At 66.0% G+C, this 15,615-nt stretch carries 12 protein-coding genes and 1 pseudogene; 10 read left to right on the top strand and 3 right to left on the bottom strand.

Going from position 1 to position 15,615, the window contains the following annotated elements; genetic code table 11:
• Positions 1-94 precede the first annotated feature (94 nt).
• A complete protein-coding gene (locus GEM_RS09670) occupies positions 95-412 on the top strand; it encodes a hypothetical protein (protein WP_014897226.1) in 318 nt (105 codons plus the stop codon).
• A gap of 191 nt (positions 413-603) precedes the next feature.
• On the opposite strand, the gene GEM_RS29750 is transcribed toward GEM_RS09670, so the two are convergent.
• Both GEM_RS29750 and GEM_RS09660 read right to left on the bottom strand, forming a co-directional pair.
• Entirely contained in the window at positions 604-855 is a 252-nt protein-coding gene (locus GEM_RS29750) for a hypothetical protein (protein WP_014897225.1), read from the bottom strand.
• A 201-nt stretch (positions 856-1,056) separates the two neighbouring features.
• Positions 1,057-1,452 (bottom strand): annotated as a pseudogene (locus GEM_RS09660) (transposase); the annotation flags it as partial.
• 430 nt (positions 1,453-1,882) lie between these two features.
• Between GEM_RS09660 and GEM_RS09655 the strand changes: the two are divergent.
• From GEM_RS09655 to truB, 9 genes are all read left to right on the top strand, one after another.
• The gene (locus tag GEM_RS09655) at positions 1,883-2,785 is read left to right on the top strand and encodes a LysR family transcriptional regulator (protein ID WP_014897223.1); all 903 of its coding nucleotides are present in this window, start codon (positions 1,883-1,885) and stop codon (positions 2,783-2,785) included.
• A 64-nt stretch (positions 2,786-2,849) separates the two neighbouring features.
• Positions 2,850-4,052 carry a pyridoxal phosphate-dependent aminotransferase gene (locus tag GEM_RS09650; protein WP_014897222.1) on the top strand — a complete coding sequence of 401 codons (1,203 nt, stop codon included), beginning with the start codon at positions 2,850-2,852 and terminating at the stop codon, positions 4,050-4,052.
• Positions 4,053-4,324: 272 nt separating this feature from the next.
• Positions 4,325-5,347, top strand: coding sequence for an SMC-Scp complex subunit ScpB (gene scpB / locus GEM_RS09645; RefSeq protein ID WP_014897221.1), 1,023 nt, complete (start codon positions 4,325-4,327; stop codon positions 5,345-5,347).
• A gap of 60 nt (positions 5,348-5,407) precedes the next feature.
• On the top strand, positions 5,408-7,138 hold the full coding sequence (gene rluB / locus GEM_RS09640) for a 23S rRNA pseudouridine(2605) synthase RluB (protein ID WP_014897220.1): 1,731 nt from the start codon (positions 5,408-5,410) through the stop codon (positions 7,136-7,138).
• A gap of 417 nt (positions 7,139-7,555) precedes the next feature.
• Complete coding sequence (rimP, locus tag GEM_RS09635; protein ID WP_014897219.1) at positions 7,556-8,014, top strand: ribosome maturation factor RimP; 459 nt, start codon at positions 7,556-7,558, stop codon at positions 8,012-8,014.
• Positions 8,014-9,489 (top strand): transcription termination factor NusA, encoded by a 1,476-nt coding sequence (gene nusA, locus GEM_RS09630; protein WP_014897218.1) that lies wholly within the window; start codon positions 8,014-8,016, stop codon positions 9,487-9,489. The genes rimP and nusA overlap by 1 nt, the downstream gene beginning before the upstream one ends.
• A 91-nt stretch (positions 9,490-9,580) precedes the next feature.
• Entirely contained in the window at positions 9,581-12,502 is a 2,922-nt protein-coding gene (gene infB / locus GEM_RS09625; protein ID WP_014897217.1) for a translation initiation factor IF-2, read from the top strand.
• A gap of 112 nt (positions 12,503-12,614) precedes the next feature.
• Positions 12,615-13,010 carry a 30S ribosome-binding factor RbfA gene (gene rbfA, locus GEM_RS09620; RefSeq protein WP_014897216.1) on the top strand — a complete coding sequence of 132 codons (396 nt, stop codon included), beginning with the start codon at positions 12,615-12,617 and terminating at the stop codon, positions 13,008-13,010.
• Positions 13,011-13,023: 13 nt separating this feature from the next.
• Positions 13,024-13,956, top strand: a complete 933-nt coding sequence (gene truB, locus GEM_RS09615; RefSeq protein WP_014897215.1) for a tRNA pseudouridine(55) synthase TruB — start codon at positions 13,024-13,026, stop codon at positions 13,954-13,956.
• Between the two features lie 82 nt (positions 13,957-14,038).
• Here truB and GEM_RS09610 read toward each other — a convergent pair whose 3' ends face one another.
• The gene (locus GEM_RS09610; protein ID WP_014897214.1) at positions 14,039-15,598 is read right to left on the bottom strand and encodes a DHA2 family efflux MFS transporter permease subunit; all 1,560 of its coding nucleotides are present in this window, start codon (positions 15,596-15,598) and stop codon (positions 14,039-14,041) included.
• Positions 15,599-15,615: the final 17 nt, after the last annotated feature.

Below are 15,615 nucleotides of genomic sequence, written 5' to 3'. Positions count from 1 at the left end.
CGTCGGCCTCCAGAATCGGTGGCGGTATCGGCGGGCGGAGACCCCGCCCGGCGCGCCGCTTCGCATTGTCGCTGCACTTTAAGAAAGAATCGAGATGGCCACGTATTCCAACGAAGCGGTGCTCGACGCATTGAGACGAGTGCAGTACCGCCAGGTACCGTGGGCGCGCCGCCCGGGCGTGTTCGAGTATCTCCGGTCGCTTGGGCTGATGGACACGGTCAGGCAGAAGACCGTTGCACCCGCACCGGGTTTCCATGCGCCGGTCGACATTGCCGTGCTGACCGATAATGGTCGAGCCGAATGTGCGCGCCTCGAGCGCGACGAGAAATTGCTTTCCTGGACCGATCGCCGCATGGACGACTACGTCCTGAGCGACGCAAGCGCCGTGGCGATCCTCGAAAGCCGCCTGTAGCGGCGGCCCGTCCTGTCTTCGCGCGCCGCCCGCCGCCGGCGCCAAAAAAAAGCCCGTATCACGAGGATACGGGCGTACCGGATACTTTTGCTGTTGCCACGCTGTGCTCATGGCAACGATGTGACTCGCCGTATGCCGGGCAGTTCCCGAATCCGGGAATTTTCTTTGATCAAATCCTGCAGGTTGCCGGGCTACGGATGATGTGGCATGTCGGACGGTTGCGAGCCGATCCGTGCGCGCGCGTTGCTTGCGATGTCGCCGCGCAGGTCGCCGCGTGGCACGGTCTGTCGGTTGGGCGATGCGGCGGGTTGTTGCTGGCGAAGGGTATTCCGGTGCTCCTGCTGGCGGTGGGGTGGCTTCGTGCGATCGTCAGCGTGAGCGGGGCCGGTCAGCGCCAGCGAAATGACAATGCCGCATGCGACGAGCAGTGACATTGATTTCATGGCGGGGCTCCCTTCAAGCCGTCGGCGCGGCCTGTTGATATGACGCTAAGGTAAGCGCGGGAGTGCAGGCTTGCTGTAAATAATGGTAAATAGATGTATCGCGGCGCGACAACGGTAATCGACGGCAACACGGATGTCGCGCAAAGTACGTGGTGCTGAAAGAAACCGGGCGGCCGAGGCCGCCCGATCTGGCATCCGTTACGCCATCTTGACAGGGGCGCGCCAGGATTCCGGATTGGTCCAGAAGGCGCCGCGCAGCCGGTCGCGGCTCGGCGGTGCGGGCGGCTTCGTCGCGCTCGCCCCAATGCGCCCGCGCAGCGAGATCTGGCGGCCGCTCGTGCCGAGTCGCTTGACGATCTCGGCGAGCGTGCCGTCTGCTTGCCATTCGTCGAAGCGGCGACGGCAGGTCGGCGGCGACGGATAGCGGCCCGGCAGCTTCGACCAGCCTTCACCGGTCGACAGTACCCACAGCACGGCGTTTACCACCGAACGGGCCTCCACGCGGGGACGGCCGCGCCGTTCGCTCCGTGCAGGTTCCGAGCAAAACAGACCCTCGACCAGCGCCCACTCGTTATCTCTCAAATCGTCGAACAGCATCATGTCCTCACCTCAGCGAAGCTAACTCCGGTGCGCTGCCCTGCGCCGCGCACTCTTCAAGCACTCGGATATCGAGTGCCGGGTGGGGGCGTCCGGTTGGCCGGCAGCGGCGTTTCTGCCTTCCGTCCCGCGAAACCTGCGCCCTGTGCGCTAGGTTATGCACGAAGCGTGCCATGTCGGGGGCGATTCCCTCGAGAGCCGCTTGGCAGCGAGCTAACGGCTAAGTCAGCTAGGGGCGTATAAGACGCCAAAATAACCCGGCAGCAAATCGGGACAATCACCAATCTTGTGCAATTCGCCCGTGGCACGTGCGTTTGCGCGAATATTGCACCGCAGCGAAACATGTGCGGCTCATGCCGGATTCGCACATCGAAGCCGGTTTCGGGCATTAAAATCGCGCATCGGTAATGACCATTGATGAGGTGAAGGGATGAACGTTACGCTGCGCCAGCTTCGCGTGTTCATCGAGGTTGCGCGGCTCAGGAGCTTCAGTCGCGCGGGCGACGAGATCGGGCTCACGCAGTCGGCGGTCAGCCGCTGCGTGCGTGAGCTCGAGGCCGAGCTCGGGCTGAAGCTGATCGACCGGACGACGCGCGACGTGCAACTGACCGACGTCGGCGGGAACCTGATCGCGAGCGTGTCGCGCCTGATCGACGATCTGGACGACACGCTGCGCGAGATTCGCGAGATCGGTGAGCAGCGCCGGGGGCGCGTGATCGTCGCGGCGAGTCCGACGATCGCGTGCCGGCTGATGCCGCGCGTCGTCGCGTCGTGCGAGCGCCAGTTCCCGTTCGTCACGCTTGGCCTGCGCGACGACGTGCAGAGCGACGTGCTGCGCAAGGTGAAGTCGAGCGAGGTCGATTTCGGCGTCGTGATCGGGCCGCTCACCGTGGCCGATCTCGTGTGTGAGCCGCTGATGACCGATTCGTTCTGCCTCGTCGCGCGCGCCGATCATCCGCTCGCGGCGCGGGCCGAGGTGCCGTGGACGGCACTCGACGGCGAGCGACTCGTGCTGCTCGACCATGCGTCCGGAAGCCGGCCGCTGATCGACGCCGCGCTGGCCGCCCATCAGGTGAACGCGACGGTCATGCAGGAACTCGGCCATTCGGCGACGGTGTTCGGGCTCGTCGAGGCCGGCGTCGGCGTGAGCGTGCAGCCGTGGCTGTCGCTGCCGCTGCCCGCCGGCTCGACGCTGGTCGCGCGGCCGCTGACGCCGCGTACCGAGCGCACCGTCGAGCTCGTACGGCGTCGCGACCGGTCGCTGTCGCCCGCGGCGCAAGCGATCTGGGAACTCGTGCGCCAGATGCCGGCGCGGGCCGAGGATCTCGACTGAGGGGACCGATCCGGCGCGCGTGCCGGTACACTGCGTGGATCGTGTTTCCCGACGGTGGTTCTCGATGGTGCATTTCGTAGATACCGGCCCGGTAACGGGCGAGCCGGCGGCGCGCAGTGCGGTCCACGCGCTGCGTCCGTCGCTGATCAGGGAAGTGGCGAACGCCGGCATCGGCGTGCGCGACGTGCTGCCGTTCTGGTTCGGCGAATCCGACCGGGTGACGCCGGCGTTCATTCGCGACGCCGCAGCCGCTGCGCTGCGCGATGGCGCAACCTTCTATACGCACAATCTCGGCATAGCGCCGCTGCGCGATGCGATTGCGGCTTACGTGAGCGCGAGGCACGGCGCGACGGCCGTCGATGCGATCGCCGTGACGAGTTCCGGCGTGAGCGCACTGATGCTGGCCGCCCAGATGCTGGTCGGTCCGGGCGATCGCGTCGTCGCGGTTACGCCGCTCTGGCCGAATCTCGTCGAAATTCCGAAGATCCTCGGTGCGCAGGTCGAGTGCGTGCCGCTAGGCTATGGCGATGCGGGCTGGCGGCTCGACGTCGACCGGCTGCTCGCGGCACTGACCCCCGGCACACGGATGCTGTTCGTCAACTCGCCGAACAATCCGACCGGCTGGACGATGTCCCGCGACGACCAGCAGGCCGTGCTCGCGCATTGCCGCCGGCACGGAATCTGGCTGGTGGCCGACGAGGTGTACGAACGGCTCGCGTTCGATGCGGGCGGCGCGCGGTCGTTCCTCGATATCGCGTCGCGCGACGAGCGGGTGGTCGTCGTCAATTCGTTCTCGAAGGCATGGGCGATGACGGGCTGGCGGCTCGGGTGGCTGGTTGCACCCGCGTCGGTCATGGGCGATCTGTCGAAGCTGGTCGAGTACAACACGTCGTGCGCGCCGGGTTTCATCCAGGCCGCCGGCACCGTCGCACTGAGCGACGGCGAACCGTTCGTGCGATCGTTCGTCGCGGCGCTGCGTGACGCGCGCGACCATCTGGTCGCCGTGCTGCGAACGTTGCCGGACGTCGAGGTGCAGCCGCCGCCGGGCGCGATGTACCTGTTTCTGCGCTTGCCGGGCGCGGACGACAGTCTCGCGTTCTGCAAGGCGCTGGTTCGCGAGGCAGGGCTCGGGCTCGCGCCCGGGCGCGCGTTCGGCCCGGAGGGAGAGGGGTTCGTGCGGTGGTGCTACGCGTGCGATCCGGTGCGGCTCGATGCGGGCGTCGAGCGCTTGCGCGACTTCCTTGCGCGCGGCGCTGCCCGGCGCTGAAGCGGGGACGGAGCGGACGCGGCGCGTGGTCGGCGGGCCGTTCGGCTCATCTTTACGCACCGGGCAATTTTGCGTAAGATGGCGCTCAGTCACGCGGTTCCGTCGTTGAGCCGTGCTGTTCCGTCCGGTTTGGGCCTGGCTTGAAGTTGGTTCGCCGCCCCCGGTTCGTGCTCCCATCAATATGACCGATCAGAATCGGGCGAGCGCGTCTTCCGTTCCTTTCGTCTGTTTGTTGATCCGGTTCGTTTGACCACAGGGTCTGGCCTAGCTGCATGAATACCCAAGAGGCGAAGATCGTCCTCGAGACTGCTTTGATCTGCGCGCAGGAACCGCTGAAGCTCGGCGATTTGCGCAAGCTCTTTGCCGACGGTGTGTCGGCTGACACGGTCCGCACGTTGCTCGAAGATCTGAAACAGGATTGGTCCGGCCGCGGCGTCGAACTGGTGGCGCTGGCAACCGGATGGCGCTTTCAGAGCAAGCCGGCGATGCGCCACTTTCTGGATCGCCTGCATCCCGAGAAGCCGCCGAAATATTCGCGCGCGGTGCTCGAAACGCTCGCGATCATTGCGTATCGGCAACCCGTCACGCGCGGCGACATCGAAGAGATTCGCGGCGTCACGGTCAATACGCAGGTGGTCAAGCAGCTCGAGGATCGCGGCTGGATCGAAGTGATCGGGCATCGCGACGTGCCGGGGCGTCCGGCCTTGTATGCGACGACCAAGCAGTTCCTCGACGATCTCGGTCTGAAGGCGCTCGACGACTTGCCGGCGCTCGAGGAGCCTGCCGCGAACATCGAGGCTGCGCTGCTCGCGCAGCAGGCGATGGACTTCGACGGCGCTGCACCGGCTGCAGGCGCGTTGCTGGAAGCCGGTGCAGCGGCGGCCGATGAGTCGCACGTGCAACCGGACGAATTGCCGGGCGACGCCGCGACGGACGTCGCGTCGACGCAGGAAATACCGAACCGCGATACGCTCGAAGCTGATCGCGGGCAAACGGAACAGGGCGGCACCGATGCAGTGCCGACCGGCGTGCAGCCCGAGCCGCTGCGCGTGCAGTGGAACGAGGAAGATCGCAAGCCGGCTGCCGACGCGGCTGCCGGAGACGGAGCGGAAGCGGTCGGCGACATGCCGGGCGAGGCTGGCCAGGCCGACGCCTCCCGCTCCCGTCCCGCGGACGGCGAGATGCTGGACGATACGTCGGACAGTCTTGCCGATGCCGTACGAAGCGCCAGTGCGCCCATCGGCGCCGACGCGCTGCCGGACGACGAAGCAGAACCCGAACAGCGCCGCGCCTGATTGCGGCCGACTTCTTGCCGCGCCCGCGCCGGGCGCGAGACCTGACATTTTGAGGTTGTTTTGACAGATATCCACGATATTGAATCGTCCGCGCCTGCCGTACAGGCCGCGCGTGCCGACGATACGCCGGAGCAGGACGCTCCTGCCGCGGGTGGTGACGAGCGTCCCCGCCGCGGCCTGCGGCGCGGCCCGCGCAGCCTGATTGCGCGCCGTCGTGCGGCGGCCAAGTCGAAGGGCGCCGACGGCGAGCCGCAAGGCGACGAAGGCGCGGAAGCGCAGCCGGCCGAAGCCGCGGAAGCGCAGCGCCCCGCGCGCGCGCCGCGCAAGGAAGGCGCGCCCAAGGGCGGTCGCAAGCCGGCCGGCAAGCGCGAAGGCGCAGCCAAGGGTGCGCAGGGCGCACAAGGCGGTCAAGGCGGTCAAGGCCGGCGCGGCGGTGCCGCGAAAGCCGAGGGCGGCGCAGCGAAGGCCGATAGCGACGCGTCGCAGGACGATCTGTTCGCCTATGTGACGTCGCCGGCCTTCGACGCGGACAATTCGGCGGGCGGCAGCGGCGTACGTGCGCCGATGCTGCGTCGCGGTCGCAGCCAGCCGACGAACAAGCGCGTGCTGTCGCCGGACGACGACGCGCCGAAGCTCCATAAGGTGCTCGCGGAAGCGGGCATGGGCTCGCGCCGCGAGATGGAAGAGCTGATCGTCGCCGGCCGCGTGTCGGTGAACGGCGAGCCCGCGCACATCGGCCAGCGCATCATGCCGACCGACCAGGTCCGGATCAACGGCAAGCCGGTCAAGCGCAAGCTGCCGAACAAGCCGCCGCGCGTGCTGCTGTACCACAAGCCGACGGGCGAGATCGTCAGCCATGCGGACCCGGAAGGTCGTCCGTCGGTGTTCGACCGCCTGCCGCCGATGAAGACGGCGAAATGGCTCGCGGTCGGCCGCCTCGACTTCAATACCGAAGGTCTGCTGATGCTGACGACGTCGGGCGATCTCGCGAACCGCTTCATGCATCCGCGCTACAGCGTCGAGCGCGAGTATGCGGTGCGCGTCGTCGGCGAGCTGTCCGAAGGCATGCGGCAGAAGCTGCTGCATGGTGTCGAGCTCGACGACGGTCCGGCAAACTTTCTGCGTATCCGCGACGGCGGCGGCGAAGGCACGAACCACTGGTATCACGTTGCGCTGGCCGAAGGCCGCAACCGCGAAGTGCGCCGGATGTTCGAGGCGGCCGGTTTGATGGTCAGCCGCCTGATCCGTACGCGCCACGGCCCGATCCCGCTGCCGCGCGGCCTGAAGCGTGGCCGCTGGGAAGAGCTCGACGAGGCGCAGGTGCGCAAGCTGATGGCGACCGTCGGCCTGAAGGCGCCGTCCGAAGAGAAGGGCAAGCGCAGTGGTGGCGGCCAGGCCGAGCGCCGTCAGCCCGATCCGATGGAGACGTCGATGGGCTTCATCAGCCGCGAGCCGGTGCTGACGACGCATGGTCAGCTCGACCAGCCGCGTCGCGGCGGCCGTCGCGGCGGTCCGGGCCTGCCGGGCTTGAGCGGCTACGGCAGCCTGCCGGTTTCGCCGTCGGGCTATGGCAACCGCTCGGGTGGCGGTCGCGATGTCGACGGCAATCGCGCGTCGTACGGTGCGGGTCCGAAGCGTGAAGGCGCGGGCGGCAAGCGCGGTGGCAGCAAGGGCGGCAACCGCAATCCGAACGGCAATCGCGCCGAAGGCGCCGGCAACGGCGGTAGCGGTGGCGGTGGCGGCGCACGCGGCGGCCAGCGTCCGCAGCGCAACCGCTCGCGCGGTCGCTGAGCGCTTCCGGCATACGGCGGCGTGAGGCCGCCGGTGTGCCGGCGAGATCTGCGTCGGCCCGATGAGGGCGGCACCTCGCGTTGCGTGGTTTGCTTTTGACTGTATATATGTGGCGCTGCCGGATTGTTTCGCCTGGTCGGACAGTCCGGTTTCGCATTTTTGGTCGATAAAGGCGGGCTGGGCGCCGCTTTTACCGGCTGGCTTGGCGTTTGCGCCAAAAATCGCTATAATCGCGGAGTCGCTGGGCGTACGGATTCAATGTGCGGCTCAGGTGCGACCACCAGTAAGAAGATGGGCGTTCCGCCCATTTTTTTTGCTGAAACGGTTAGGCATCTCGGGTAGCGCTTCCTGCGCCGGCTAAGGCGCGCGCCCGCGGGTGAATCGCGAGCGGCGGGCGCGAACACCTGAGAGGACACAGTGCAACTGACGGAACTGATAGAAACCACGGTCACCGGGCTCGGCTACGAGCTGGTGGATCTCGAGCGCACCGGGCGCGGCATGCTTTGCATCTATATCGATCAGCCTGCCGGAATCTCGCTCGAAGATTGCGAAAAGGTCACGCGTCAGCTCCAGCACGTCTTGACGGTCGAAAACATCGATTACGAACGGCTCGAAGTCTCGTCCCCGGGGCTCGACCGCCCGTTGAAGAAGCTGGCCGACTTCGAGCGCTTCGCCGGCAGCGAAGTTTCCGTGACCTTGAAAAAGCCGCTGGACGGGCGCAAGACGTACCGGGGCATTCTGCACGCGCCGAATGGCGAAACGATCGGTTTGGAATTTGAGAGGAAGAAGGGCGAGGCAGCCATGCTGGATTTCACGCTGGCCGATATCGACAAAGCCCGCCTGATTCCGCAAGTTGACTTTAGGAGCCGCAAATAATGAGTCGCGAAGTGTTGATGCTGGTGGATGCGCTGGCGCGCGAGAAAAACGTCGACAAGGATGTGGTGCTGGGCGCCCTCGAGGCTGCGCTCGCGTCCGCTTCCAAGAAGCTGTTCGACGAAGGCGCCGAAATCCGCGTCCATATCGATCGCGAAAGCGGCGAGCACGAAACCTTCCGTCGCTGGCTCGTCGTGCCCGACGAGGCAGGCTTGCAGGAGCCGGATCGCGAGATCCTGCTGTTTGAAGCACGTGAACAAAAACCCGACGTCGAAGTCGGCGAATTCATCGAGGAGCCGGTGCCGTCGATCGAGTTCGGCCGCATCGGCGCGCAGGCCGCGAAGCAGGTGATCCTGCAGAAGGTGCGCGATGCCGAGCGCGAGCAGATCCTGAACGACTACCTCGAACGCGGCGAAAAGATCATGACGGGGACGGTGAAGCGCCTTGACAAGGGCAACTTCATCGTCGAATCGGGCCGTGTCGAAGCGCTGCTGCGCCGCGACCAGCTGATCCCGAAGGAAAACCTGCGCGTGGGCGACCGCGTGCGTGCGTACATCGCGAAGGTCGACCGCACGGCGCGCGGCCCGCAGATCGAACTCTCGCGCACGGCGCCCGAGTTCCTGATGAAGCTGTTCGAGATGGAAGTGCCGGAAATCGAGCAGGGCCTGCTCGAGATCAAGGCGGCCGCTCGCGATCCGGGCGTGCGCGCGAAGATCGGCGTGATCGCCTACGACAAGCGGATCGATCCGATCGGCACCTGCGTCGGCATTCGCGGCTCCCGCGTGCAGGCCGTGCGTAACGAGCTCGGTGGCGAAAACATCGACATCGTGCTATGGTCCGAGGATCCCGCCCAGTTCGTGATCGGCGCGCTCGCGCCGGCAGCCGTCCAGTCGATCGTCGTCGATGAAGAAAAGCACGCGATGGACGTCGTCGTCGACGAGAACGAGCTGGCTGTCGCGATCGGCCGCAGCGGTCAGAACGTTCGCCTTGCCGGCGAACTGACCGGCTGGCAGATCAACATCATGACGCCGGACGAATCCGCCCTGAAGCAGGGTGAAGAGCGCGACCGACTGCGTGCGCTGTTCATGGCGCGTCTCGACGTCGACGAAGAAGTTGCCGACATCCTGATCGACGAAGGCTTCACGAGCCTCGAAGAGATCGCTTACGTACCGCTCAACGAAATGCTCGAAATCGAGGCGTTCGACGAGGACACCGTGCACGAGCTGCGCAACCGCGCACGCGACGCACTGTTGACGATGGCGATCGCGAACGAAGAAAAGGTCGAGAACGCAGCGCTGGATCTGAAGGGCCTCGACGGCGTCACGCCGGAGTTGCTCGCGAAGCTGGCTGAACACGGTATGCAGACGCGCGACGATGTCGCCGAGCTGGCTGTGGATGAACTGGTCGACATGACCGGGATGGAAGAGGATGCCGCTAAGGCGTTGATCATGAAAGCACGTGAACATTGGTTCCAGTGAGAAATGACCATGGCGCACTGATTTGATGGCGGCCGTATGGCCTGACCCGATGCTAACCGCAAGGAATCTGTCCTTGCACTAAGAGGAATGAATGGCGAGTAACAACGTAGCCCAATTTGCCGCGGAACTGAAAATGCCTGCTGGTGTGCTGCTCGAGCAGCTGCAGGCAGCGGGCGTCCAGAAAGCGAGTGAAGACGATGCGCTGTCCGAGGCGGACAAGGCGCGTCTGCTCGATCATTTGCGCAAGTCGCATGGCGCAACCGACGGCGACAAGCGCAAGATCACGCTGACCCGCAAGCATACGTCGGAGATCAAGCAGTCTGACGCGACGGGCAAGGCTCGCACCATTCAGGTCGAGGTCCGCAAGAAGCGCACGTTCGTCAAGCGCGACGACGTGGCGGAGGGTGCGGAACAGGGTCAGGCGCAGGTCGCCGAAGCGGACGACGATGCAGAACTGAAGCGTCGCGAGGAAGAGGCGCGCCGCGAGGCCGAGCTGCTCGAGAAGCAGGCGCAGGAACTGCGCGAGCGCCAGGAGCGCCTCGAGCGCGAGGAAGCCGAGCGCCGCGCCCGCGAGGAAGCGGCCGAGGCCGAGCGCCGCCGTGCCGAGGAAGAAGCGGCGGCGAAGCATGCCGCGGCCGAAGCCGCAGCGGCACAGCAGGCTGCTGCCCAGCAGGCCGCCGAGGCCAAGCAGGAAGCAGCCGGTGCGCAGTCCGCGCAGGACGAAGCACGCGCGGCCGCGGAACGTGCGGCACAGCGTGAAGCGGCGAAGAAGGCCGAGGACGCAGCCCGCGAGGCTGCCGACAAGGCGCGCGCCGAGCAGGAAGAGATCAGCAAGCGTCGCGCGGCGGCAGAAGCCGAAGCGCGCGCGATCCGCGAAATGATGAACACGCCGCGCAAGGCCGTGGTCAAGGCAGTCGAGCCGCCGAAGCCGGTCGAGCCGCCGAAGCCGGCCGAAGCGAAGGGCACGCTGCACAAGCCGGCAAAGCCGGCGGGCGCAGGCGCGCAGGCACGTCCGGCCGTGAAGAAGCCGGCCGGCGCAGCGCCGGCGACGACGCAGGCACCGGCAGGCGCGGGCGACCGCAACAAGAAGCCGGGCGGCGGCAAGGGCGGCTGGCAGGACGACGCGGCCAAGCGCCGCGGCATCAAGACGCGTGGCGATTCGAGCGGCGGTGTCGACCGCGGCTGGCGCGGCGGCCCGAAGGGGCGCGGCCGTCACCAGGACAGCGCATCGTCGTTCCAGGCACCGACCGAGCCGATCGTGCGTGAAGTGCACGTGCCGGAAACCGTTTCGGTCGCCGATCTCGCGCACAAGATGTCGATCAAGGCCTCGGAAGTCATCAAGGTGATGATGAAGATGGGCCAGATGGTCACGATCAACCAGGTGCTGGACCAGGAAACGGCGATGATCGTCGTCGAGGAACTGGGCCACCGCGCGGTTGCGGCGAAGCTGGACGATCCGGAAGCACTGCTGGTCGAAGGCGAGACCGGTACCGATGCGGAGCAATTGCCGCGTCCGCCGGTCGTCACCGTGATGGGTCACGTCGACCACGGCAAGACCTCGTTGCTCGACCACATCCGCCGCGCGAAGGTTGCAGCGGGCGAAGCCGGCGGCATTACGCAGCACATCGGCGCATATCACGTCGACACGCCGCGCGGCGTCATCACGTTCCTCGATACGCCGGGTCACGAGGCGTTCACGGCAATGCGTGCACGCGGCGCGAAGGCGACCGACATCGTGGTGCTGGTGGTAGCGGCCGACGACGGCGTGATGCCGCAGACGAAGGAAGCCATCGCCCACGCGAAGGCAGGTGGCGTGCCGATCGTCGTTGCAATCAACAAGATCGACAAGCCGGAAGCGAACCCGGACCGCGTCAAGCAGGAACTGGTCGCGGAAGGTGTCGTGCCGGAAGAATACGGTGGCGATTCGCCGTTCGTGCCGGTGTCGGCGAAGACGGGCGTCGGTATCGACGACCTGCTCGAGAACGTGCTGCTGCAGGCCGAAGTGCTGGAGCTGAAGGCACCGGTCGAGGCGCCGGCCAAGGGTATCGTGATCGAAGCGAAGCTCGACAAGGGCAAGGGCCCGGTCGCGACGATCCTGGTCCAGTCCGGTACGCTGAACCGCGGCGACATCGTGCTCGCAGGCACGGCTTATGGCCGCGTGCGTGCGATGCTCGACGAGAACGGCAAGCCGACGAAGGAAGCCGGCCCGTCGATCCCGGTCGAAATCCAGGGTCTGTCGGAAGTGCCGGGTGCAGGCGAGGAAGTGATCGTGCTGCCGGACGAGCGCAAGGCGCGTGAAATCGCGTTGTTCCGCCAGGGCAAGTTCCGCGACGTCAAGCTTGCGAAGCAGCAGGCCGCGAAGCTGGAAAGCATGCTCGAGCAGATGGGCGAAGGCGAAGTGCAGAACCTGCCGCTCATCATCAAGGCAGACGTGCAGGGTTCGCAGGAAGCACTCGTGCAGTCGCTGCTCAAGCTGTCGACCGACGAAGTGCGCGTTCAGATCGTGCACAGCGCGGTGGGCGGCATCAGCGAAAACGACGTCAACCTGGCAACGGCATCGAAGGCGGTCATCATCGGCTTCAACACGCGTGCGGATGCACAGGCACGCAAGCTGGCCGAGTCGAACGGCATCGACATTCGCTACTACAACATCATCTACGACGCAGTAGATGAGGTGAAGGCGGCAATGTCGGGCATGCTGGCGCCGGAGAAGCGCGAAGTTATCACCGGTATGGTCGAGGTGCGCCAGGTGTTCAAGGTGCCGAAGATCGGCACGGTCGCCGGCTGTATGGTGACGGACGGTATCGTCAAGCGCTCGTCGTCGGTTCGCGTGCTGCGCAACAACGTCGTGATCTTCACGGGCGAACTCGAATCGCTGAAGCGTTTCAAGGACGACGTGAAGGAAGTCAAGCAAGGCTTCGAGTGCGGTATGTCGGTGAAGAACTTCAACGACGTCACCGAAGGCGACCAGTTCGAAGTCTTCGAAGTGACCGAAGTCGCGCGTACGTTGTAATCGTCGCGTATCGGCTCATGGGCGGGGCAGGCTTGGGCCTGTCCCGCCCATTTTCATGGTGGCGTGCCAACGGCGCGCCGCTTTATCCTGATAACGGGATCACGGATCGATCATGTCCAGGAAACGTACTTCCCCCAATCGCAACGTTCAGATTGCTGACCAGATTCAGCGCGATCTGTCCGAACTCATCATGCGCGAGGTCAAGGACCCGCGCATCGGCATCGTTACCATCCAGAGCGTGGAACTCACGCCGGACTACGCGCATGCGAAGGTGTACTTCACCGCGCTTACCGGCGATCCGGCCAAGACGCAGGAGGCGCTGAACCATGCGTCGGGCCACCTGCACAACCTGCTGTTCAAGCGCCTGCACATCCATACGGTGCCGACGCTGCATTTCCATTACGACCAGACGATCGAGAAGGCCGTGGAAATGTCGCGCCTGATCAAGGAAGCCAACTCGACGCGCGCGAAAGACGACGAAGCCGACGCGCCCGCGAAGGACGACTGAGCTCGCGCCCCCTATGACGACTGCAGCATCCCAGCGTCCACGCGTGCCCCGGCGCGCGCTGGACGGTGTCCTCCTGCTCGACAAGCCGATCGGCCTGTCGAGCAACGACGCCCTGATTCGCGCGAAGCGCCTGCTGCTCGCGAAGAAAGCCGGCCATACCGGCACGCTCGATCCGCTGGCCTCCGGTCTGTTGCCGCTGTGCTTCGGCGAGGCGACGAAGTTTTCGCAGGATTTGCTCGACGCGGACAAGACCTACGAAGCGACGATGCGTCTCGGCGTGCGCACGACCACCGGCGACGCGGAAGGCGACGTGCTCGACGCGCGCGCCGTCGAATGCGACCGGGCGGCGGTGGAAGCGGCGCTCGCGCGCTTCACCGGCGAGATCGTGCAGGTGCCGCCGATGTATTCGGCGCTCAAGCGTGACGGCAAGCCGCTGTACGAATACGCGCGTGCGGGCCAGACCGTCGAACGGGAAGGGCGCAACGTGACGATCCATGCGCTCGACTTGCTTGCCTGCGAACTGCCGGACGTGACGTTTCGCGTGACGTGCAGCAAGGGCACGTATGTGCGCACGCTGGCGGAAGACATCGGCGAAGCGCTCGGTTGCGGCGCACACCTGACGATGCTGCGTCGCACGGGCGTCGGTGCGCTGACGCTCGAACATGCGGTGACGCTCGATGCGCTGTCCGACGCCGACGAAACCGCGCGCGATGCGTGGCTTCAGCCGGTCGACGCGTTGTTGTCGACGTTTCCTCTCGTTCGTCTCGACGAAGCCAGCGCGAAGCGGTTTCTGCATGGTCAGCGCCTGCCGCTGTCGGCGCTCGACCCGATCGACGCGACCGAGGGTGAGCGCGTGCGCGTGTACGACGCGGCGCGGTTGCTCGGCGTGGCTCGCAAGGCCAATGGCGTGCTCGCACCCGAACGCCTCGTGGTGACGGCTGCTTGATTCGCGGCGCGCACGCGCCGTCGGATTAAAAAAAGCCCGGTCGATCGACCGGGCTTAATAGGATGGTCAGCCCGATCCTCACTCAGTGTGCAGCCGACGCCGCCGCACCGGCATCGCCGCCGCCAGCCCGTTCGGGCTTGGTGATCCAGATCAGTCCGATCAGCAGCACGAAGATCGCCGCCGATATATAGAACAGGTCGTTCACGCCGAGTTGCGCGGCCTGCTGCGTGGCCATGTTGTTAATGAGGCCGTGCGCCTGATCCGGCGTCAGCCCGAGGTTGCCCATCTGCGTGACGGCCTGGTTGAACGTCGGGTTGTACGGGTTGGCCTGCTCGACCAGTTGCGCGTGGTGGAAGTTGTTCCGGTGATCCCACGCGGTCTGGAAGATCGACGTGCCGATGCCGCCGCACATGATCCGCACGAAGTTCGACAGGCCCGATGCCGCGGGAATGCGGTGGCCGGGCAGGCCGGACAGCGTGATCGACACGAGCGGGATGAAGAAGCCGGCCATCGCGATGCCTTGCACGAGCGTCGGCAGCGTCAGCGACCATTGGTCGACGCCGGTCGTATAGCGCGAGCGCATCCAGAAGCACAGCGCGAACGTCAGGAACGCGGCAGTCGCGATATAGCGAGGGTCCGTGCGTGGCAGGAACTTGCCGGTCAGCGGCGACAGCAGGATCGCGAACAGCCCGACCGGCGCCATCACGAGGCCGGCGTCGGTCGCCGTATAGCCGATCTGGGTCTGCAGCCACAGCGGCAGCAGCACCAGGTTGCCGAAGTAGAGCCCGTAGCCGACCGCGAGCGCGATCGTGCCGCCCGTGAAGTTGCGCCTGCGGAACAGCGACAGGTCGACGACCGGATGTTCCGCCGTCAGCTCCCAGATCACGAAGAACGCGAACGAGATGACTGCGATCAGCGCGAGCGCGATGATCGTGGTCGACGAGAACCAGTCGAGATCCTTGCCTTTGTCGAGCATGATCTGCAGGGAGCCGACCCACAGCACGAGCAGCGCGAGGCCGACGCCGTCGATCGGCGCGCGGCGCACCGTCGATTCGCGCGTGCGATAGATCGACCACGTGGCAAGCGCGGCGCCGATGCCGACCGGGATGTTCACGTAGAAGATCCACGGCCACGAATAGTTGTCCGAGATCCAGCCGCCGAGGATCGGGCCGGCGACCGGTGCGATCAGCGTCGTCATCGACCACAGGGCGAGCGCCATCGGCGCCTTGGCGCGCGGGTAGCTCGACAGCAGCAGCGATTGCGACAGCGGAATCATCGGCCCCGCGACCGCGCCCTGGAGCACGCGCGACGCGAGCAGGAACGGCAGGCTCGGCGCCAGCCCGCACATCCACGACGAGATGACGAACAGGATGATCGACGCGAGGAACAGGCGCACCTGTCCGAAGCGGTCGGTCAGCCAGCCCGTCAGCGGCACGGAGATCGCGTTCGCGACCGCGAACGACGTGATGACCCACGTACCCTGGTCGGACGACACGCCGAGGTCGCCCGAGATGGTCGGGATCGCGACGTTCGCGATGGACGTGTCGAGCACGTTCATGAACACCGCGAGCGATACCGCGATCGTCCCGAGCACGAGTTGCCCGCCCTGCAGCGGCGGGTGGGAGACAGGAGCCTGTGCCATGTCGGTAGTTTTTCCGG

The organism is Burkholderia cepacia GG4, from assembly GCF_000292915.1.
GTDB lineage: Bacteria > Pseudomonadota > Gammaproteobacteria > Burkholderiales > Burkholderiaceae > Burkholderia > Burkholderia cepacia_D.
The sequence above is the reverse complement of the archived record's forward strand: the minus strand, read 5'-3'. Positions and strand labels throughout refer to the sequence as shown.